Source organism: Nonomuraea sp. NPDC050536, assembly GCF_044457685.1.
Classification (GTDB): Bacteria; Actinomycetota; Actinomycetes; order Streptosporangiales; family Streptosporangiaceae; genus Nonomuraea.
Genome location: NZ_JBITHD010000030.1, coordinates 1 through 20,479, shown reverse-complemented (window position 1 = coordinate 20,479; position 20,479 = coordinate 1). Strand labels below are relative to the sequence as shown.

General features: G+C 68.4%; 20 protein-coding genes and 1 pseudogene. 15 read left to right on the top strand and 6 right to left on the bottom strand.

Going from position 1 to position 20,479, the window contains the following annotated elements; all coding sequences use genetic code 11:
- The first annotated feature begins 2 nt into the window (after positions 1-2).
- Genes ACIBHX_RS47210 through ACIBHX_RS47175 form a run of 8 tightly spaced genes read left to right on the top strand, consistent with a single transcriptional unit; the run spans position 3 to position 8,366 of the window.
- Positions 3-1,010: an ABC transporter permease gene (locus tag ACIBHX_RS47210; RefSeq protein WP_397074935.1), complete on the top strand. Its 1,008-nt coding sequence runs from the start codon at positions 3-5 to the stop codon at positions 1,008-1,010.
- Complete coding sequence (locus ACIBHX_RS47205; RefSeq protein ID WP_397074934.1) at positions 1,010-1,897, top strand: ABC transporter permease; 888 nt, start codon at positions 1,010-1,012, stop codon at positions 1,895-1,897. The genes ACIBHX_RS47210 and ACIBHX_RS47205 overlap by 1 nt, the downstream gene beginning before the upstream one ends.
- Positions 1,894-2,757, top strand: a complete 864-nt coding sequence (locus ACIBHX_RS47200) for an ABC transporter ATP-binding protein (protein ID WP_397074932.1) — start codon at positions 1,894-1,896, stop codon at positions 2,755-2,757. The genes ACIBHX_RS47205 and ACIBHX_RS47200 overlap by 4 nt, the downstream gene beginning before the upstream one ends.
- Positions 2,754-3,581, top strand: a complete 828-nt coding sequence (locus ACIBHX_RS47195) for an ATP-binding cassette domain-containing protein (protein ID WP_397074930.1) — start codon at positions 2,754-2,756, stop codon at positions 3,579-3,581. Before ACIBHX_RS47200 ends, ACIBHX_RS47195 begins: the two co-directional genes overlap by 4 nt.
- Positions 3,578-4,654, top strand: a complete 1,077-nt coding sequence (locus ACIBHX_RS47190) for a sugar phosphate isomerase/epimerase family protein (RefSeq protein WP_397074929.1) — start codon at positions 3,578-3,580, stop codon at positions 4,652-4,654. Before ACIBHX_RS47195 ends, ACIBHX_RS47190 begins: the two co-directional genes overlap by 4 nt.
- A complete protein-coding gene (locus ACIBHX_RS47185) occupies positions 4,633-6,051 on the top strand; it encodes an FAD-binding oxidoreductase (RefSeq protein ID WP_397074928.1) in 1,419 nt (472 codons plus the stop codon). Before ACIBHX_RS47190 ends, ACIBHX_RS47185 begins: the two co-directional genes overlap by 22 nt.
- Before the next feature lie 7 nt (positions 6,052-6,058).
- Positions 6,059-7,129 (top strand): sugar phosphate isomerase/epimerase family protein, encoded by a 1,071-nt coding sequence (locus ACIBHX_RS47180; RefSeq protein WP_397074927.1) that lies wholly within the window; start codon positions 6,059-6,061, stop codon positions 7,127-7,129.
- Positions 7,122-8,366: a M24 family metallopeptidase gene (locus tag ACIBHX_RS47175; RefSeq protein WP_397074925.1), complete on the top strand. Its 1,245-nt coding sequence runs from the start codon at positions 7,122-7,124 to the stop codon at positions 8,364-8,366. Before ACIBHX_RS47180 ends, ACIBHX_RS47175 begins: the two co-directional genes overlap by 8 nt.
- Positions 8,367-8,479: 113 nt before the next feature.
- On the opposite strand, the pseudogene ACIBHX_RS47170 reads toward ACIBHX_RS47175, so the two are convergent.
- Positions 8,480-9,109: pseudogene (locus tag ACIBHX_RS47170) on the bottom strand (response regulator); the annotation flags it as partial.
- A 2-nt stretch (positions 9,110-9,111) separates the two neighbouring features.
- On the opposite strand from ACIBHX_RS47170, the gene ACIBHX_RS47165 reads away from it, so the two are divergent.
- Both ACIBHX_RS47165 and ACIBHX_RS47160 read left to right on the top strand, forming a co-directional pair.
- Positions 9,112-10,065: a serine hydrolase domain-containing protein gene (locus ACIBHX_RS47165; protein WP_397074924.1), complete on the top strand. Its 954-nt coding sequence runs from the start codon at positions 9,112-9,114 to the stop codon at positions 10,063-10,065.
- 233 nt (positions 10,066-10,298) lie between these two features.
- Positions 10,299-10,859, top strand: a complete 561-nt coding sequence (locus tag ACIBHX_RS47160) for a cysteine hydrolase family protein (protein ID WP_397074922.1) — start codon at positions 10,299-10,301, stop codon at positions 10,857-10,859.
- A gap of 47 nt (positions 10,860-10,906) precedes the next feature.
- On the opposite strand, the gene ACIBHX_RS47155 is transcribed toward ACIBHX_RS47160, so the two are convergent.
- On the bottom strand, positions 10,907-11,881 hold the full coding sequence (locus ACIBHX_RS47155; RefSeq protein ID WP_397074921.1) for a helix-turn-helix transcriptional regulator: 975 nt from the start codon (positions 11,879-11,881) through the stop codon (positions 10,907-10,909).
- A gap of 136 nt (positions 11,882-12,017) precedes the next feature.
- Between ACIBHX_RS47155 and ACIBHX_RS47150 the strand changes: the two genes are divergently transcribed.
- Positions 12,018-12,413 (top strand): RidA family protein, encoded by a 396-nt coding sequence (locus ACIBHX_RS47150; RefSeq protein ID WP_397075039.1) that lies wholly within the window; start codon positions 12,018-12,020, stop codon positions 12,411-12,413.
- Between the two features lie 197 nt (positions 12,414-12,610).
- Here ACIBHX_RS47150 and ACIBHX_RS47145 read toward each other — a convergent pair whose 3' ends face one another.
- The 3 genes from ACIBHX_RS47145 to ACIBHX_RS47135 all read right to left on the bottom strand — a co-directional run bounded on the left by ACIBHX_RS47145 (position 12,611) and on the right by ACIBHX_RS47135 (position 14,796).
- Positions 12,611-13,348, bottom strand: coding sequence for a VOC family protein (locus tag ACIBHX_RS47145; RefSeq protein ID WP_397074919.1), 738 nt, complete (start codon positions 13,346-13,348; stop codon positions 12,611-12,613).
- 161 nt (positions 13,349-13,509) lie between these two features.
- Positions 13,510-14,136 (bottom strand): TetR/AcrR family transcriptional regulator, encoded by a 627-nt coding sequence (locus ACIBHX_RS47140; protein ID WP_397074917.1) that lies wholly within the window; start codon positions 14,134-14,136, stop codon positions 13,510-13,512.
- A 78-nt stretch (positions 14,137-14,214) separates the two neighbouring features.
- On the bottom strand, positions 14,215-14,796 hold the full coding sequence (locus ACIBHX_RS47135) for an ArsR/SmtB family transcription factor (RefSeq protein WP_397074916.1): 582 nt from the start codon (positions 14,794-14,796) through the stop codon (positions 14,215-14,217).
- A 79-nt stretch (positions 14,797-14,875) separates the two neighbouring features.
- Here ACIBHX_RS47135 and ACIBHX_RS47130 point away from each other — a divergent pair, with 79 nt between their 5' ends.
- Complete coding sequence (locus ACIBHX_RS47130) at positions 14,876-16,249, top strand: alpha/beta hydrolase family protein (protein ID WP_397074914.1); 1,374 nt, start codon at positions 14,876-14,878, stop codon at positions 16,247-16,249.
- A gap of 81 nt (positions 16,250-16,330) precedes the next feature.
- On the opposite strand, the gene ACIBHX_RS47125 is transcribed toward ACIBHX_RS47130, so the two are convergent.
- Positions 16,331-17,563 carry a helix-turn-helix domain-containing protein gene (locus ACIBHX_RS47125; RefSeq protein ID WP_397074913.1) on the bottom strand — a complete coding sequence of 411 codons (1,233 nt, stop codon included), beginning with the start codon at positions 17,561-17,563 and terminating at the stop codon, positions 16,331-16,333.
- 308 nt (positions 17,564-17,871) lie between these two features.
- On the opposite strand from ACIBHX_RS47125, the gene ACIBHX_RS47120 reads away from it, so the two are divergent.
- The 3 genes from ACIBHX_RS47120 (at position 17,872) to ACIBHX_RS47110 (ending at position 20,220) form a co-directional block, all read left to right on the top strand.
- Complete coding sequence (locus ACIBHX_RS47120) at positions 17,872-18,276, top strand: DUF4267 domain-containing protein (protein ID WP_397074911.1); 405 nt, start codon at positions 17,872-17,874, stop codon at positions 18,274-18,276.
- A 145-nt stretch (positions 18,277-18,421) separates the two neighbouring features.
- Entirely contained in the window at positions 18,422-18,916 is a 495-nt protein-coding gene (locus ACIBHX_RS47115; RefSeq protein ID WP_397074910.1) for a cupin domain-containing protein, read from the top strand.
- Positions 18,917-19,491: 575 nt separating this feature from the next.
- Positions 19,492-20,220 (top strand): hypothetical protein, encoded by a 729-nt coding sequence (locus tag ACIBHX_RS47110; protein ID WP_397074908.1) that lies wholly within the window; start codon positions 19,492-19,494, stop codon positions 20,218-20,220.
- The last annotated feature ends 259 nt before the right edge of the window (positions 20,221-20,479 follow it).

Here is a 20,479-nt window from a genome sequence, read left to right as displayed (position 1 = left end):
TCGTGATCCGAAGGATCAGTCTGGCGCTGCTGTCCGCCTGGGGCGTCGCGACGATCGTGTTCCTGATGTCGAAGCTGATCCCGGGCGATCCCGCCCGGGTGGCCGCGGGCCGCTTCGCCTCAGCCGGGCAGGTCGAGCAGGTCCGGCACACGATGGGTCTGGACCAGTCCTTGGTCGCCCAGTACGGCGGCTACCTCGCTCGCGCGGCCGCCGGCGACCTCGGCAGCTCCGCCTACACGCACCAGGGGGTGACCAGCGATCTGGCCGCGGCGCTCCCCAACACGATCCAGTTGGTGCTCGCGGGGATGCTGATCACCGTGCTGGTGGCGGTCCCGCTGGGCGTCATCGCGGCGGTCTCACAGGGGCGGGCGGCGGACGTCGCCGCCCGTCTCATCCTGGTCCTGGCCGGCGGAGTCCCGATCTTCTGGTTCGCGATCATGCTCCGCTGGACGCTCGGGTTCCTCCTCGGCTGGTTCCCGCTCTCCGGCACGAACGGCGTGGGGATGGCGCCACCCGACGTGACCGGGTTCACCGTACTCGACTCGATCTTGTTCGGAAACCTCGCGAACCTGCTGGACTCGCTCGCGCACCTCGTCCTTCCCGCCCTGGCGTTGAGCGTCCCGTTCATCGCCACGCTGGCGCGGAACGTGCGGTCGAACATGATCTCCGCTCTGCACTCCGACTACATCGACTTCGCGATCTCGAAGGGCGTCCCGCGCCGGCGGGTGGTCATGCGCCACGCGCTCCGCTCCGCCATGGGCTCGACGCTGACGATCTTCGGCATGCAGTTCGGCTGGATGGTCAGCGCCTCCGTGCTCGTGGAGGCGGTGTTCTCGTTCCCAGGGATCGGCAGCTACATGTACAAGGCCATCGTCAACAACGACACGTTCGCCGTGCTGGGTGCGGTGCTCGTCGTCGGTTTCGTCTTCATCGTCTCCTCGGTGGTCGTGGATCTGCTGCAGATGCTCCTCGACCCGCGGGTGCGGACCAACCACTTGAGAGCCGCCTGATGGCCGGGATCGAATTGTCCACGGCCGCGGTCGGCCGGAGCATCGGCGGCGGGATCCGCCGGCTCTTCGGCCGGCGCGTCGCCCTGGTCGACCGCTTCGCGTTCGCCGGCGTCGCGCTCCTGCTGCTGCTCGCCGCGGTCGGCCCGTTCGTCACACCGTTCTCGCCCTACGAGGTCGACCCGGCGAACGCGCTCCTGTCACCTGGCCCGGGTCACCTGCTCGGAACCGACGACGCCGGGCGCGACGTGTTCTCCCGCATCCTGGCCGGCGCGGGGACGACGCTGCTCGCGGCCGTGGGCATCGTGGTGCTGTCGATGATCACCGGCGTCCTCGTCGCGAGCGTTGCCGCGCTGCTGCCGCGCTGGGCCGACGAAGCCGTCATGCGCGCGTGCGACATCTTCATGTCCATCCCGTCGCTCGTGCTCGCCCTCGGCCTGGCCGCCGCGATCGGCCCGTCGCTCGGGTCGATCATCATCGCGATGGTCGCGGCCTCCTGGCCGGGTACGGCCCGGCTGGTGCGGGGCATCCTGCGCGAGACGATGGGCGGCTCCTACGTCGAGGCGGCCCAGGTGCTCGGGGTCTCGCGGCTGCGGCTCATGCTCCGGCACGTGCTGCCCAACTCGATGGACGCGGTGTACGTGCAGGCGAGCATGGAGATCTCCGGCACCATCGTGATGATGGCGGGCCTGGCCTTCCTCGGCGTCGGCGCGCCCCCGCCGAGCCCGGACTGGGGATCGCTCGTCGCCCAGGGACAGCAGTTCATCACCAGCGCGTGGTGGGTGGCCCTCTTCCCCGGCGTCGCCATCACGATCTCCGCCATCGCCTTCGGCCTCGTCGGCGACGCCGTACGCGGCTTCGTCGACCCGGCCTCGAGGAGGGTCCGATGACCGAGCCCGTGCTCAGCATCCAGAACCTCAGCGTGCGCGTGCCCGAGCGAGCCCGCATCGGAGGAGGCGCCGGCGACCTCACGGTCGTCGAAGGGCTCACCCTGTCGATCTGCCCGGGCGAGCGCGTCGCGCTGGTCGGCGAGTCCGGCTCCGGCAAGTCGATCACCGCCCGTGCCATCCTGCAGCTGGACCGCTCGCTCGCCTACGACGGCTCGATCCGGTGGGACGGGACCGAGCTGCTCAGCGCCGGGGAGCGCCGGATGCGGCGCGTCCGCGGGAGCGAGATCTCGATGATCTTCCAGGATCCGATGACCGCCCTCAACCCCGTGCTCACGATCGGGGAACAGGTGGCCGAGCCGCTCGTCGTGCGCGGCGTCGCGCGCCGCGAGGCGCTGCGGCGAGCGGCCGAGATGCTCGACCGGCTCGGCGTGCCGAAGGCGAAGGAACGGCTGAAGGCCTATCCCGGCCAGTTCTCCGGCGGCATGCGGCAGCGCGTCGTCATGGCGGCCGCCCTCATCGCCGAGCCGCGCCTGCTCATCGCCGACGAGCCGACGACGGCCCTGGACGTGCGGGTCCAGGAGCAGGTGCTCGACCTCATCGAGACCATGTCGCGCGAGATGAGCCTCTCCGTGCTCTTCATCACGCACGACCTCGCGATCGTCGCCGGCCTGGCCAACCGCGTCGCGGTGATGTACCGGGGTCACCTCGTGGAGGACCGCCCGGTCGACGAGCTGTTCGAGAACCCCCACCACCCGTACACCCGCGGGCTCATCGGCTCGATCCCCCGCCTCGACGCGGACCCGAACACCCGGCTGCAGACGGTCGAGGACTTCATGGCGATGGAAAGGCCCCCGGTATGAGCAGAGTGCTGTTCCAGGTCGACGGCCTCTCGAAGCGGTTCGGCTCCGGCCGCCGCGCGCACCAGGCGCTGGACGACGTGAGCTTCGAGGTCGCTGAAGGAGAGATCGTCGGCCTCGTCGGCGAGTCCGGTTCGGGCAAGTCGACGATCATCCGCTGCCTGATCGGCCTCGAACGGGAGGACTCCGGCAGCATCCGCTACGACGGCATCGATCCTGCGCGACCGGGCCGCGGCGAGCTGCATCGCTACCGCCGCGAGGTGCAGATGGTCTTCCAGGACCCGTACTCGAGCCTCGACCCGCGGATGACCGTGCGGCAGCTGCTGGAGGAGCCGATGCTCGTCATGGGCGGCTTCTCGTCCCGCGAGCGGATGGAGCGGATCCTCGACCTGCTCCACCTGGTCGGGCTGGACGCCGAGCACCTGAACCGCTATCCGAGAGACTTCTCGGGCGGCCAGCGGCAACGCATCGCCATCGTGCGCGCGCTGGTCGTCGGGCCACGGGTGCTGCTGTGCGACGAACCCGTCTCCGCGCTCGACGTCTCGGTGCAGGCCCAGGTGCTCAACCTGCTCAAGGACATGCAGAAGCAGCTCAACCTGACCGTGCTGTTCGTCTCCCACGACCTCGCGGTCGTGAAGTACCTGTGCAGCCGCGTCGTCGTGCTCCATCACGGCCGCGTCGTCGACTCGGGCAGCGTCGCCGAGATCTACGGCAGCCCTCGAGCCGACTACACCCGCGCGCTGCTTGAGGCCGTGCCCATCCCCGACCCCGGGTACGAGCGCAAGCGCCGAGAGCTGCGCAGACTGCGGGCGGAGGTGGCGCGATGACCAGGATCGGCGCCGACGTCAAGTTCTCCGGCGGCTCCTCCCTGCTGGGCGCGGACCCGCTCGCGACGCTCGACGCTGTGGCGGGGCTCGGGTTCGAAGGCATCCTCGTGCGTACGGTCGACGAAGCCTTCCCCGAGCTCGACCCGGGCGCGATCGGCGCGTTCGCCCAAGCGGCCCGGGAACGCGGGATGTTCGTCCAGCTCGGGCTCGGCAAAGTCAACCCGTACATGACCGCGGAGCTTCCGCGCATCCGGGATCTCGGGTGCGGCAGCTACCTGGCCGGCATGGAGCGGCTGATCCGCTTGTGCGCGGAGCACGGCTGGACCGAGGTCTGGACGGCCACCGGCGGCTTCAAGGCCTACCCAGGGCTGCTCGGCTTCGATCGCTTCCGCACTGACGTGGACTGGGACGATCAGCTCGCCGCGACCCGCGACTTCCTGCTCTCGCTCGCGCCCGTGCTCCGCGAGTACGGCGTGCGTCTCAACCTCGAGACGCACGAGGAGATCACGACCTTCGAGATCCTGGGCCTGATCGACCGGGTCGGCCCCGACGTGCTCGGCGTTTGCCTCGACCCCGCGAACCTGGTCGTCCGCGGCGAGCTCATCGGACCGGCCGTCGCCCGGGCCGCGCCGTACACCCATATGACGCATCTGCGCGATGCGGTGCTCGCCGAGGCGGAGCAGGGGCTCTCACGGTTCCTCATGCCGATCGGCCGTGGGATGACTGACTGGCCGCAGCTACTCGACACGCTTCTGGCCGCACAGCCGGAGATCGACCTCGTCATCGAGGGCGTCGGCGGCACGCGAGCGGAGATGTCGCTGCTACCCGACGATCCGCGGTGGTGGCCGGCACATCCCGACATGACCTGGCCCGACCTGGAGGAGCTGCGGTCGCTCGCGGCGCTGCACGCGGCCAACGCCGCCGCCGGCCTCTGGCCGGGGCTCGACGAACTGCGGCGCTCCGGCCCGGACCTGCGCGCGTTCCTCGGCGAATCTCTCGCCGAGCTCCGCGCGCTCCTCGAAACCCTCGCCAGTGAAGGAGAACTCACCCCATGCCCGAACCCGAGGTCCTGAACAGCCTCGCGTCCGCCGTCGGCTGCGACGTGGTGTACCCAGGTCAGCCGGGGTACGAGTCGCTGCGCCGCGTCTGGAACGCCGACATCGACCAGCACCCGGCGGCGATCGTGCGCTGCACGAGCACGGCCGACGTCGCGGACGCGCTCCGCTGGTGCGTCGCGAACGCCTACCCGCTGACCGTCCGAGGCGGAGGGCACAATCTCGCCGGGACCAGCGTCGCGGACGGCAGCGTGCTGATCGACACCGGGCTGATGCGTTCGGTATCCATCGACACGGAGACGCGAACGATCACCGTGGGCGCCGGCTGCCGCTGGGGCGACGTGGACCGCGCGGCGGAGCCGTACGACATCGCGCTTCCGGCAGGCGTCGTCTCCCACACCGGCGTGGCCGGCCTCACCCTTGGCGGCGGGATGGGCTATCTCTCCCGCATGTTCGGGTCCACGGTCGACTTCCTGCGCGAGGTGGAGCTCGTCACCGCAGACGGCAAGGTGCGCCGTGTCAACGCCGAGAGCGACCCCGACCTGTTCTGGGCGCTCAAGGGCGCGGGGCACAACTTCGGGATCGCGACCGAGTTCGTCTTCGGCTACGTGGACCTCCCCGGCCTGGCGACGGTGCGCCTCGCCCTCTACCCGGCGGAGTCGCGCAAGCAGGTGCTGCAGCTGTTCCGCGAGCGGGGCCCGGAGATGCCGGACAACGTCGGGACCTACGTGCGGCTCTACCGCAGCCCGGAGTACTGGTCGCAGCTACCTCGGGAGCACCGCGGCAAGCCGGTCATCTCGGTGGCGACCGTCACCTACGGCGATCCGGCCGACGAACCGGCGCTCAGCGCGCCGATGTTCCAGACTGGCGAACCGATCTATCACACGGTGCGCTCCATCCCCCATGTGACGCTGCAGCACGCGACCGACGACGAGTTCCGCTACGGCATCGCCCACTATTGGCGGCACGTCGCGTTCGGCGAGCTCCCCGATGAGCTGCTCGACATCGCCATCGAGCACGTCGACGCCTACCCTGGGCGCTCGCTCAACTCGAGTTCGTTCATCACGCACCAGACGATGTGCCCGTTCGAGCTCATCGCCGGCCGGCTCCACCCGCGCGACCACGCGAACGACTCCACCTCAGGCATCCACTCCCGCTGGGCCGGCAACATCGGCGCCGACTGGGAGTACCCGGACGAGCGCGCGGCACTGGTCGCGTGGGTCAAGCGGTTCTCAGCCGCCGTCTCGGAGTGGGAGAACGGCAGTTACGTCAACTTCACCTCCGAGCACGAGGACGAGGGCGGCGCCCGCGAGATCTACGGCCCGAAGTATGTCCGGCTGGTCGAGCTGAAGCGACGCTACGACCCGCTGAACGTGTTCGCCCAGGGCCTCGTCGACCTCATGGCCGCGGAGTAGCGCGACCATGCTGAAAGTCGGTGTCGACAGCTCCAAGTTCCCGGACGCGCCGGGGAAGGGAGCGGTGTGGCTGCTTGAGCAGGCGGCGGCGCTCGGCCTGGACGGCGTGTTCTTCCGGTCGGTGCTCGAACTGAGCGAGGACCTCGACCCGGCGGAGCTGCGCGACGCTGCGCAGGCTGCGGAGGCGCTGGGCCTGCGGGTCGAGGCGGGGGTGGGGAAGGTGAACCCGTTCGCCAACCCCGAGTCGCCCACAGTCCGCGCGCTCGGTGACGGGGACTATCTCCTCGGCCTGCGACGAATGATCATCAGCGCCGCGGACGCCGGCATCCGGGAGCTGTGGACCGCGACGGCGAACTACCAATTCCGCTTCAGTGGGCTTTACGCCTGCGACCGCTTCCGGACCGATGTGAGCTGGCCGCAGCAGCTGGCCGCCATCGAGCGCTTCCTCGGCAAGGTCGCGCCGATCGCCCGGGACGTCGGCGTGCATCTCGACATCGAGACGCATGAGGAGATCACGACGTTCGAGCTGGTCCGGATCGTGGAGGCGGTGGGTGCCGACGTGCTCGGTATCACCTTTGACACCGCGAACGTGCTCGTGCGCTGCGAGGATCCGGTGCGCGCGATGCGCCGCGCCGCGCCGTACGTGCGGACCACCCACATCCGCGACGTCGCCCTGGCGTTCACCGACGAGGGCATCGGCCGGTTCCTGCTCCCCGTCGGCCAGGGCATGATCGACTGGCCCGCGCTGCTCGCACCGCTCGCCGGTCGCGACGTGATGCTCTCGATCGAGGGCATCATCGGCAGCCGCGCCGAGATGTCGCTGCACATCGACGACGAACGCTGGCTGCGGGCACATCCGGATCTGACCGCCGCGGAGGCGCTCGAGGTCGTCCGGCTGACGCGGGCGTACGAGGCTCGCGCCGCGGCCGGGTCCGCGCCGGACCTGCACCGGCTCAGAGCGCCGGTCACACCGGGCGAGCCGCTCGAATTCATCAGGGAGAGCGCGCGTCGCCTGCGCGAGCTGGTCGCGTCCCTCCCGCCGTCAACCGAAGAGAGAACAGAGCACGCACATGACTGACACCTTGGAAGAGATGACCGTCAAGTACCCCACCCTGAGCCTGCGCGAGCGTGACCGCCGCTGGGACTCGATCCGGGCCCTGCTGGAACGTTCCGGGCTCGACGGAGTAGTCGTGTTCGGCTACGGCCGGGACTCCGCGGACTCGTACATCACCAACGAGGTCACCCACTCGGTCGTGCTGTTCACCCGAACCGGCGACCCGCTCCTGCTGGTCGGCGACGTTCCCCTCGGCCGCTTCGACGAACCGGGCGCCCGCTGGCAACGCTGGGTCGACGACTGGGTGCACGGTGACAGGCTCGCCAACCTCGCCGGCGCGGTGCGGGAACGCGGACTGGACAGGACGGCGCTCGGCGTCGTGGGTCTCACCAGCCGGTTCGTCGGCGACTGGGCCGGGGTCATCCCGTTCGGCGAGTGGACGCGAGTGCTCTCGCTGCTCCCCGACGTCACCTGGGTCGACATCTCCGGCGAGTACGAGTCGCTCGCACTCGTCAAAAGCCCCGAAGAGCAGGTCCTCCTGCGCCGGGCCGCGGAGCTCGGCGAGGCCGCCTGCGCGGCATTCGTTGGCAAGGTACGCGAAGGCGCGAATGAGCATGAGATCGTCGCAGCCTCCTTCCAGGCGATCATCGCCGGCGGCGGCTGGGTGCGCTGGCCGTTCATGCTGGAGCGCGCGGGACGCTCGCGCTTCGCCTGGAACATCCCTGAGTGGTTCGGCATGGGGGGCGCCCCGCACGTGCTCAGGCGCGGCGACACCATCGCGGCGGAGATCTTCGCGTTCTACGCAGGCATGGAGTCGCAGCAGCAGATCGACGTATCCCTCGGCGAGCCTTGCGCAGTGCTCCGTGAGCTGGAGGAGGTCTGCCGGGAGTCCTACGAGGCCGGCCTGGCCGCGCTGCGTCCCGGGCTCCGGTTCTCCGAGCTCGCGGCGGTCATGGAGGAGCCGCTGCACCGCTCCCGCACCTGGAACACCGGCCCGATGGTCCAGACGGTCTCGCCGCTCTACAACAGTGCTACCCGCCTGCACCCGGAGGTCGACCCAGCGCTGTCGCACCTGGAGAAACTGCCGAGCGGTATGGGGCTCGACGGCGACTTCGAGATCACCGAGGGACACGCCTTCGCGTTCGAGCCCAACGCTCTGCGCGACGGCAAGCGCGTCTGCATCGGCGGCACCGTGCTGCTGACGGCAGACGGCCCGGAGGAGCTCAACACCATCCCGAACCGGCTGAACGTAGTCGATTGACCCCGCTGGGCGCCGCGGCCTGTCAGACCGCGGCCCCGGCTGTCGCCAACACGCCTTTAACGCATGAACGGTGACCAAGGAACTGGTCGTCGGCGAGTTCGCGCATCCGGCGCTCAGTTGTCGAGGTAGCGCAGGATGGCCAGCACCCGGCGGCTGTAGCCGGGATCGCGCGGCAGCTCCAGCTTGTCCATGAGCGAGTTGATGTGCTTTTCGACGGTGCTTAGCGACACGTGCAGGCGTTCGGCGATCGCGGTGTTGACGTAGCCCTGGGCGAGGTGCCGCAGTACTTCCGTTTCACGCGGACTCAGCCTGCTCAGCGGGCCGGCATGGGTGGTGCGGGTGAGCAGTTGGCGGACCACTTCGGGGTCGAAGGCCGTGCCGCCCGTGCGTATCCGCTCCAGCGCGTCGAGGAAGTCGGCCACCTCCGAGACGCGGTCTTTGAGCAGGTACCCCAGACCCTTGGCGTCGCCTGAGAGGAGCCTGGCCGCGTAGGTCTTCTCCACGTACTGGGACAGGACGAGCACGCCGACGCCCGGCAGGCGCTTGCGGATGTCGAGTGCCGCGCGCAGTCCCTCGTCGGTGTGCGTCGGTGGCATGCGCACATCGATCACCGCCACGTCGGGCGGATGCTCATCCACCGCTTCGAGTAGCGCCTGCCCGTCGCCGACGGCAGCCACGATCTCATGCCCGGCGTCGGCGAGCAGCCGCGTCAGCCCTTCGCGGAGCAGTACCGAGTCGTCGGCCCGTGGCCCGGCTGAGGACGGCGAAGCTCGCCACGGATCCCGGGGCCGCCTTCAGCTATCACAACACCAATTACCAGGTCGCCGCGCGGCTCGTCGAAGTGGTCAGCGGCCGGCCGTTCAGTACCTACCTCGACGCGCACGTGTTCGAGCCCCTCGGCATGCGCCACAGCATGACCGTTGACACCGATCGCGACCTGCCCGGCAGCGCCCGCGGCTACCTGTACGTCCTCGGCCAAGCCGTCGCTTTGCCCGAGCCCACGGGATTCGGAAACGGCTCGGGCGGGGTCCTCAGCACCGCCAACGACATGGCCAGATGGCTGATCGCGCAGAACACCGGTCTCCCGAGTCTCCTGTCCCCGCAGGCTATCCGGGAGATGCGCACTCCGTCGAAGCCGAACGATGAATACGCCCTCGGCTGGGAGATCGGCAAGACCGAACGCGGCACCCCCGTACTCGAACACGGCGGAGACCTGTTCACCTCCACCGCTCACCAGCTGCTGATACCGGACTCCGGCTACGGCATCGCCGTCATGGCCAACACCGGCATGGTCTACTCCGACGCGCACGCCCTCATGACCGGCATCGTCGCCATCATCGAAGGCGGCACCCCGCAGTTGCCATCCACGCAGTCCCTGGTCCTCACCGACGCGCTCTTCGCGCTGCTGACCCTGGCGACCATCGGGCTCGCGGCAAGGGGCAGCGTACGTGCTCGGCAATGGGCCGGACGTCACGCTCGGTGGCAGCTATGGCGGCTGACGCCGTACCTGATCCCGCTCACGTTGTGCGTGACAATCGTCCCGATCCATCGCATGCTGGCCCGCGGTCGCGACGCCGGCTGGATCCAGCTTGCCTACCTCTATCCGACGTTCATGCTCTGGCTGGTGACGGCCGCAGCCGCGGGGCTCACAGTCGCCGCCGCCCGCCTCTGGAGCGCAGCACGGCTACGACGCCGATAGCGCGCGCCTCGCGCAGATCCGCGTCCGCGCGCAGCTCGGCGGGCATCGGGCCCAAGCGGTGACCGCGCGTGACGATCACTAGGAGGTGGGGAGCACGCGTTTCCAGCCGCCTGCGACGGGGCCAATGCCCCATATGCAAATTTGTCCCACTATCGTCGTACTAGATCGATAACAGCGCCAAGGATACGACCGCGAGGATGGCCGATGGCACGCCGTACAGTCCAGGAATCCGTATGACCACCACCGCGCTCATCGTCGGTGACCTGCAGGCGGGCATCGTGGACAACTACGCCTTCGCTGCCGGCGTGCTTCCCGTCATGGAAAGGGTTCTCCCTGCGGCCAGAGCCGCCGGAATCCCGGTGATCTTCATACGGTTCGGGCTCCGGGCCTCAGGCCTTGATGTGGGAGCGGGAAACCAGGTGATCAGCGCCTTGCACGGGGCGGGGACGCTGTTTCACGAAGAATCCCCCGAGACGCTCGTGCACCCGCGCATCGAGCCGTTGCCGGGCGAGGCCGTCGTCCTCAAGCGCCGCGCCAGCGCGTTCGCGGGGACCGACCTCGATCGGCTCCTGCGCGCCCAGCACATCGACTCGATCGTGCTGGCCGGTGTTGCGACCGGGGCGATGGTCGCCGCTACGTTCTACGACGCCGCCGACCGCGACTACGGCCTGACCGTGCTCAGCGACGCCTGCGCCGACGCGGAAACGGACGTGCACGACTTCCTGATCAACCGCGTCTTCCCGGCCAGGGGTGCTGAGGTCCTCACGGGCGACGAGTGGGCCGCCCGGCTGTGACCGGCCGTCAGCACTGAAGATCTGAGCCAAGCGACGGCCCGCAGATCTCAGGATGACACTTCGTAGCGGGTGACGACCGCGGCGGCGCGGTTGCGCAGGGAGGTGCGCAACCACTGCGGGGCCAGGGCTTCCGCGTTCGTGCTGAGCTGCCACAGCGCCCATTCGGCGTGTCTCGGATCTTGGAAGGTCACCTCCAGCCGCAGCCAGCCGTCCGCGTCGACTTCTTCGGCGCGTACGGCCAGCGCGGTGCCCAGCAGGTCCTCCCGCCGCGCCGGGTTCACCCGTACCAGCACGGCGACTTGGTCGCCGCCGGTCCGAAACCGCGTGCTGCGTTCCTGCCAGGCCCGGTCCAGATCGACCCGGGCTGGTCGCTGTGCGGGTTCGGCGAGTTCCTCGGCGGCCAAGACCCTGGACAACCGGTAGGTGCGGTCCGCGCCAGACCTCGTGGCCAGCAAGTAGCCCTGGTCGCGTACGGTGACCAGGCCGATCGGGTCCACCGTGCGCCACTTCGGGGTCTGGTCCACAGCCGCGTAGTGGATGCGTAGCTTGTGTCCGGCCAGCACCGCGCGCCGGACCTCGGCCACTACCGTGTCAGGCACCTCCTCAGCGACCAGCCGACGCGAGAGCAGGTCGGTCTCCGGGTCGATGAGCAATCGCTCGGCCGCGCCGGCCGCGGTGTCCCGATAGCTGTCGGGTAGCGCGTCAACCACCTTGAGCATCGCCGAAGCGAGCGCCGAGCCGAGGCCGAACGCCTGCGCGCCACGCCGCGATCCGGCGATCAGCAGGGCAAGGGCCTCGTCGTGGTTCAGTCCGGTGAGCTCGGTCCGGAAACCGGGCAGCAACGCGAAACCGCCGTGCCGGCCGCGTTCGGCGTAGACCGGGACGCCTGCTGCGGACAGCGCCTCGATGTCGCGCAGGACGGTGCGGGTGGATACCTCCAGCTCGCGGGCCAGCGTGACCGCGGACAGCCGACCGTGCTGCCGCAGCAGCAGCACCAGCGAGACCAACCGGTCGGCGCGCATACAAAAACCCTACCGAGATACACGACACAGGATGTCGTGATTTGCCGGGAGGCTTATCAACACGACGTCAAAGACGGTGGCTACCGAGCCGATGGACGTACGTCAGATCGACGAATCGAATGGAGCTGATATGTCAGTGGAGCGAACGGCGGTCAACCCGTGGCCGTGGTCGGTGGAGCTGGGCTACAACCAGGGTGAGATCGTCTCCGGGCACACCCGGACCCTGTACTGCGCCGGGCAGACCGCGATGAGCGACGACGGCAAGCCCCAGCATGGGGGTGACATGGCGGCGCAGTTGGCGCTGAGCCTCGACAACCTGGAGGCCGTGCTCGGCGAGGCCGGCATGTCCCTCGCGAACCTCGTCCGGCTCAATGTCTACACCACCGACGTCGATCGGCTCTTCGAGCACTACGGCGTGCTGGCGTCGCGGTTGGGCGCCGCCGGGGTGGCACCGTCCACCACGATGCTCGGAGTGGCACGGCTGGCGATCCCCGACCTGATGGTCGAGCTTGAGGGGACCGCCGTCGCGTGATGCGACCTCGCCGCCTCCGGGGTGAGGAACCAGCGGACAGCCGTTGGCACTGAGAAGGATCTTGATTGGAGCGAGCGAAATCACTCTTCGGTCGTGAAGATCCCTCAGCTCGTTCCCCGGTCCCGGCGTCGCCGACCTTGTCGTCCAGCACCGCGTACAACGCCTGCCGCTGGCCGGCACGCGGGCGGGGTTTCGCGTCAGGCCCGGCCTAGGACGCAGAACTCGTTGCCCTCCGGGTCGGCCAGAACCTTCCATGAGACCTCGCCCTGGCCCACATCGGCGAGCGTCGCGCCGAGGGTCTGCAGCCGGGCCACCTCCGCCGCCTGATCATCACCGGGGTACGGCAGCACGTCGAGATGGACGCGGTTCCACACGGTCTTCACACCGGGCGTGCGGAGGAACTCCAGATACGGCCCGACACCCTTGGCGGAGCGCAGCCGCGCATGATCGTCGGTCACCTCGTGCACGATCCAGTCCACCGCCTCGCCCCAGAACCTGGCCATGGCCCGCGGGTCCGTGCAGTCGACCACCACCGCGGCGATCGGCCCGGTGTCCCGGTAGATCTCCCGAGGCTCCAGCACGCAGAACACGTTGCCCTCCGGGTCGGCCAGGACCGTCCACGGGACGTCGCCCTGGCCCACATCGGCGGGCGTCGCACCGAGTTCCTTCAGGCGCGCGACCAACTCCGCCTGATGGGCCGCAGAGGTGGTGGCGAGATCGAGGTGCGCGCGGTACTTCACCGTCTCAGGGTCCGGGACGGTGACGAAGTCGACACAGACGGCGACGGGGTCCGGCCAGACGAAGTCCATGGGTTCGACGTTGGTCACACCGGGTCCCTCGCTGGAAACACCCCAGCCGAGCGCCTCCGCCCAAAACCGGCCGAGCGCCGAGTCGTCCCGAGCCTTGAAATTCACCTGAACAAGTTGCAGTGCCATGCCGCCGACCCTATGTCCCCCAGATAAACGAGCGGCCGAAGGCCGTACCGTCGGGTCGCCGCCGCGCGTGATCGACCACGCCGCGATACCAGTCGCGATGGCGACGATGGAGCGCACGCAATTCCTGGCAAAAGCCGGGAGTCGTTCGGCTCCAGTTGTGATCAGGGAGGAGATCCGGGAAGTCCGAGGGTGCGGTGGACCATCTGATGCATGTGCGTGCGGAAGCGTTTCAGGACGCGAGGGTCGTCAGGGGCGCGCCGCTCGCCGCTCTTGTCGAACACCCCACTCTGCACGAAGCTGTGGATGCACCAGATCACCGAGTTGATCGTGTAGTCCACGTCCACGTCGTCCGCGATGACCTGTGGGGCGATGGCGTCGATGACGAGCTGGGCCAGGGGCTGGACGTACCGTGGCTCCAGGTCGGTGACGTCGCTGGCGTCGGAGAGCCAGCGGTGCATCCACAGCGCCGGGACCTCGGGACGTTCGACGCAGAAGTCGATGTAGTCGTCGATGAGCCGGTGCACGGCGACGATCTTCTGGTCGGGCGGAGCGGACAGCAGGTCCTTGACCGCCTGCTCCATGACGGCGGCATGAGCTATGTGGGCCCGCTCCATGACCGCCAGATAGAGCTCGCGCTTGCTGCCGACGTGATAGTTGATGGTGGCGATATTGAGTCCCGCCGCCTCCGCGATCTGTCTGGTCGAGGTGCCGTCGTAGCCAAGGGCAGCGAACAGCCTGGTCGCGACCTGAAGGATCATCTCCCGCTGGCCGCTTTCACCTGTAGTCATGAAGGGGACCGTAAATACCCCATATCGCCCAGTCAATCGCTTGATTGACAAAACCTGACCAAGTAACTGCAAGTTTTATTAAAGTGGTCCATATCCCTGCACGTCGTGCTCCGCCGGAACCGTGAAGAATCGGATGAACAGCGGCCTGGACCCCGGTGGCGCGTCACCGCGGCGGTGACCGTACTTCTTCAGCAGCGCCATGTACTCCTCGAAGAAGGCGGCCACCTCCTGCTCGGTCATCCAGCCGAATGCCCGCGACACCATGACCCAAGCGGGATCGGCCGCGTAGGCGGCGGGCAGCTCGTCCAGCAGCTCCCGATCCCGCTCGTGCCCGATCCGATGGAACTCGGCCAGCACCGGCCGATCGGCGGGATCAAGCTGGTCCGGCCGGGGCAGGCGGATGTCGCCGGTCTCGACGCGCCGCCACCACCGCTCCCGTCCGGTGGACCGCTCGGGGATCTCCTCGATGAACCCGTGCTTCTCCAGCTGCCGCAGGTGATAGCTGGTCGTGCCCGTCTTGGCGCCGAGCACCTCCCCCAGCGTGGTGGAGGTGGCGGGGCCATGCACGTTGAGGTGCTCGAGCATGAGCCGCCGCATGGGGTGGGCGAGCGCCTTCAGCCTTCCCGGGTCGTCGAGTACCCAGGGCTTCTCATCCTTCACGAGGATGAGCCTAGTTCTCCAGAAGGATTTCTGCAGACGACTCTTTGCCGAGACATCTCTGCAGAGTAGTTTCGGCGGTATGCGAAGACTCCTCATGGTCGCGCTGGCGACCGTTCTCCTGGCGACACTCCCCTCGGTGGCGGCCCGCGCCGCCGTACCTGAGCTCCAGACTGTGGAGGTCAGCTTCCGCGGCGCCGACGGCCTGCCGATGCACGGCAGCGTGCTCTCCCCCGCCACCCGCGGCGCGCCCAGGCCAGGGCTGGTCCTCGTGGGCGGATCCAGCCCCGGCACACCCCGCACGAAGCTGATGAACGAGGCCGTCGCCTTCGCCAAGCAGGGCATGTCGGTGCTGATCTACGACAAGCGCGCCTACTCGATGGCCGAGCTGGACTACGGACGGCTGGCCGACGACGCGCTCGGCGCGGTGGGAGCGCTGCGCGCCCAGCCGGGCGTCGACAAGACCAAAGTCGGCCTCTGGGGCTTCAGCGAGGGCGGCTGGGTGGCCCCCTTAGCCGCCAGCCGTTCAGCGGACGTCTCCTTCCTGATCCTCGTCGGCGCCAACGCCATCTCCCCGCTGCGCCAGCAGACCTGGGCCGTGGCGGCTGGGCTGCGCAAGGCGGGGGTGGCGGGTTCGATCGTCGATCGCGCGGAGCCCAGCCTGTACCGGCTGCTCGCCGACGCCGGCCAGTTTCCCGAGCCGTATCACGACGCGAGCGCGGTGCTGGCGAAGGTACGCCAGCCGATCCTGGCGATCTGGGGCGACCACGACCTGCTCACGCCGCCGCAGGAGAACCCGCCGCTGCTGGTCAGGGCCCTCGGCCACGACCACTACACACTGCGTTTCTTCCCCGGCGACCACGCCGTGCACGACTCCCCCGACGGTGGCGTCACCCGGCTTCCCACGCTCACACCCGGCTACGCCGACGCCATCGGCGCCTGGGTCACGCGGGTCACGCGCGGCGAGCTCCCGTCCGGTGAGAACGCCACCCCCGCGCCGCGGCAAGCGAACCTCTCTGTGGCGGTGCCGCCCATGGCCTGGTGGGAGTCCGCCACCGTGCAGCTCGCCGCATTGGCGCTGCTGATGGTGGCCTTCGCCGCGTACCCGCTGTGGGCGCTGGCCCGCAGGCTACGCGGCAGACGGGTAAGCGGAGGGCGGCCCGCGCGGCTGCTGTCCGCGGCGGGCCTGGTGGTGACGCTGGGTACGCTCGCCTACCTGATGTATCTGACGCTGACCGGCGCGAAGCTCGCCCATCCCGGGCCCGTCCTGGCCGGACGGCCGCTGGTCTGGCTCGGGCTGCAGGTCCTGGCGGTCGCCGCCGTGGTCTCGGCCGCGCTCGCCGTACCCGCCTGGCGCCGAGCTTCAGGCTCTGAGCGAGTACGGCTGAGCCTCCTGCTGACCGGCGGCACGCTCCTGGTGCCGTGGGCGCTCTACTGGGGGCTACTGCTCCCCTGAGCCGGCCAGTGACCGCCTCCGCAGATCGTGCCCGGCGCGTCGCTCAGCCCGAGCTCGCGCCGCGCCGCCCTGGTGCGCATGTCAGCTCTTGATGTCCGAGGACTTTTCACGCGCCTGTGCCAAGGATTCGGCGGCGATTCGCCATATCTCCGCGGCAAGGTCGATGTTGGAGTTTTGCTGGGCCTGCTGGGCGAGGCTCCTCAATCCGGCCAGGCCTTCCTCATCCTTACCCTCGAGAAGGAGGACCTGGTTACGCAGGATGTCCAGCCTGACGCGTTCCCGGTAGGTCATGCGCAGATCAGTGTCAGCGAGTCGATCGAGCAGGGCGTGAGCGTCCGTGACCCGGCCCTCCTGGACGGCGATGTGCGCCCGGATGGACATCAGTTGCTGCTCCAGAGCCGGTGCTCCGGCGAACGGGAGAATCGCCTCGACCGCCTCGACGCGCTGAAGGGCGAGGTCTGGCTCGGGTGGGGTCTTCTGGAGATGAAGGCTGGCAGAGGCCACCCGCAGCCGCAGCCACAGGGTGAGGTTCTCCCGGCCGTCGAAGCGCTCCAGGGCCTGGTCGAGCAGCGCCTGCGCGCCCGCCAGCTCGCCCTGACGAACCCGGACGGCCGCTGCGGTCCACATGGCCTCGGCCCACAGTGCGTCGGGCTGGCCCTCGACGAGGACGGCCAGCTCATCAGCATGCATGCGAGCTTCGGACAGCCGACCCGCCTCCGCCTCCACTGACACGAGCGCCAGCAGGGCCGTCGCCATGTCCCGTGAGGACAGCTCGCAGTCGAGGGCCAGCCGGTGGGCGACCGTGGCGGCCTCGACCGCAGGCGTGATCTCTCCAGAGGCTCGCATACATCGAGCGAGCTGGGTCAACGCTCTGACTCGCAGCTCTGGCAGCCCGATCTCGTTGCTGAGCCCGACCAACTCGTCAAGGTAGGCGCGCTCAGCAGGGCATTCGTTGCAACGTCGCTTCCACTCGGCGACCCGCCACAAGGCCTGCCAGCGCAGCAAAGGGTCCTGGCCATGCGCCGTCTTCAGCGCCTCGGCCAGCAGCCCGGCCGTCTCGTCCGAGTCGAGGCCGGTGGCGATGGTCAGACTCTGTGCCAGCGACGATGAAGTGGATTCCTCGAACTCCGCTGGGCTTATCCCGAGCCGGTTGGCCAGATGCGCCACCGCGCGCTCAGTGGGCTGGCGGGCTCCAGACTCCAGGCGCGAGAGATAACCGGTCGACATGTCGTCGCCGGCGAGTGCGCCCTGCGTGAGGCCGCGCTCGGTCCTCAATTGCTTGAGCCGACGGCCGAACTGAGGCTGCTGGAGCACGCGCTTGCCCCCAAACGGGTGAATCGACGACGAGTCTTAGCCAGACCATCTTGCCATCGCCGTGCCAAATGTGTCAGTCCTGTCGCCTTTGATCTTAGTCATCTTGCGCACGCTTGGCAAATTGGTTGCCAGCAGGGAGACGCTTCCCTCCAGCAAGGCCACTCCAACGACCAGGTGGCTTCACTCAAACCAAGCCCAACCGAAACGATGCCACAGGACATCGCTGGCAAATCTTCTTGGCAAACACTTGCCAAGCTTTGGAGATCGTCGTAGATTTCCAGGCAACACGAACTTCTCAGGGAGACATCATGAAGAACCTCGCCACTGTCCTCGCCGTCGTCGGTGGACTCTTCATCACCTACGTCGGCTTCAACTATCTCCTGGACGGGCAGGCTGCGGCCTCCGGCTTCGGTCTCCCCCACCCGCCGACTGGCAACGCCGGCGGCTACTTCGCGGTCAAGGGCGTGCGTGACATCGGACAGGGGCTCATCATCTTCACCCTCCTGCTGGCCGGCCAGCGCCGAACGCTCGGCTGGGCGATGCTCGCGGCGTCATTCGTGCCCTTCGGCGACATGACCATCGTGCTGTCGCAGAGCGGTCCAGTGGCCGCGGCGCTGGGCATCCACTGCGCCACCGCGGTCGTGGTCGCGCTCACCGGTGCGCTCCTTCTCCGCACCAACCCTCGATCCCGCGCCGTCCCCGCGGTTGCGTAGGACCTACGGCAGCGCTCGACCCCCACGCCGCCTTCGCCAGAGGACGAACCGCAACGGCGTGGGGACGGCACCCAGCCGGCCATCACCGTCCGAGCCCCTGATCGTCATCTGAGCCATCGATCGTCATCAGCAAGGAGTCTTAGAAATGTCGCTGGTCATGCCGAACTTCGACGAGTCCGTGATCGTCCGCTCCGCCGAGGCCGAAGTGATCGGCCGCGCCCCGACCACGATCCGGCTGCTGGCCGACAGCAGTTCGACCGGCGGTGCGCTGTCCACCCAACGAGTCAGCCTGAGCAACGGCGCCAACGGCGCCAACCCCCACCACCACTCCAACTCGGTCGAGTTGTTCTACATGCTCGACGGCTCTGCCCAGCTGTTGTCGGGCGAGCAGGTCATCACCGCCGAACGCGGCGATCTGGTCGTCGTCCCGCCAGGCCTCGCCCACGCCTTCGCCGCCACACCGGGCGAAGACGCCGACATCCTCATCGTCATCACCCCAGGCGTCGAACGGTTCGAGTACTTCCGCCACCTCGAACGCATCGCGTACGGCAAGGTCCCCCCAGAAAGCCTGCTGGAAGTCCAGGAGATCTACGACACCTACTTCCTCAACAGCACAACCTGGAACAACGCCAGATCCTGAAGCCCAGCCGGACCGGGACTCGTCAGCGAGCCGGCCCGGCATTCCTGTTCCCGCCGATCCCAGCGGCTGGCCTAGGTTTCCTTCTAGATCATTACACGGGGCGTCGCCGCCGCCTTGATCCGGCGGCGGAAATCGCGGGCCGACATCGCGATCTACTCTTTGACCTTCCGAAGGTCGGCCGAGGCGAGCCGCAGCTGGCTCCAGTCGCTCGCGCTCCCAGGACAAGATCTCGGCTGGCGATGTCCTGCGAGCACGTTTTAGTACAAGCCGCTTGAGGGCTCGCCCTCGGTGCCGTCCGGATGAAGCCATCAACCGCCACGTCACCGGCTCGGAATCGCTCCTGTCCTCGGACATTGGTCACGGTAGCTCGGCCGGTTCCGATCCGGCTGGAACCGGCCAATCCGAGGGAGCACGCATGAACCATCCGTCGGCTGTCAGGAAGTCGTCTCTCGTCGTCATGGTCTGTGTCTGGCGCTCACCGTGACCTGGGCGCCGCCCTCGGGCTCGACTCGAGCGGCGGGCTGCGTCTCCACACCCGGCGAGTACCTGGCCGCGTGGAACAACCGGCAGGTTCGATGCGTCTCACCCTTTCTTCCGGTACGACACACGAGCGCGGCAGCACGACGATCTGTCCCAGCGGCTTCTGGTACGCCTGGGGGGCGTCCAACACCAATCTTGAGCACTATCTGGTGTTGCGCCGGGCCTATGGTGACAACCCACCGAAGGTCGGCATCGGAATCCTGTCGTACGTCGGGTTTCCAGGCCTGGAAAGCTTTGACAGCCCGACAGACCTCGCCGTCTACACCCTGCCTCCGGGTGCCCAGGTCCAGGTGCCGAGCTTCGAGACGTGGTTCCGCCTCCTCGACCAGGAGTTCGGCAACACCGGGGCGTACCCGCTCGCGGCTCAGATCGACCTCGTCCTCGCGTACTCCCGGCTCCGCCCGAACGAGGACGTCGTCGACGCCTTCCAGACGGTGACCGGCTGCAGGCGGGCTGCGCTGCTCAGAGGGAAGGAGCCGTCGCCGAAGATCGGCTGTAACAGGTCCTTCCTCGTCGCGATCGCAGCCGCCGGCCCCTCCCCCTACACCACCGGCGAGTCGAAGTCGTGCTTCCAGAACTTCGCCTCGCGCTACCAGGGCCCCAGGAACGCCACCGCGATGCGCGGAGTGTTGTACCAGTGTCAGGACGCCGGATTCCTCAACACCGGGGTCGGGCTCGCCTGCGACGGAGCACCCTGGAACCGGCCATACGCAGCCGCTTCGCCATCACTCAAGAACCTCAACTGGCGTAGACGCCGAAAGTAGGGCACGGCGCACAGCCCGGTCGATCCGAAGATGAAACAGTTACGTGAGCGCCTCGCCTAACGGGACTTATCGTTCCGATGTTCGTCATGCCCCGGACCTTGGTCACTCAGAGCTACTTTGAGTCTGGTCGCACGAACCCGAGTGGAGGGCCTGGAACGGCCCCAGTCCACATGGATGGACCGGGGCCGTTCGTCGTCACCGGGCTTGGTCTACCTCTCCTTGGGAGGCTGCGGGTCACAGGCTGCGGGCGGTGATGTCG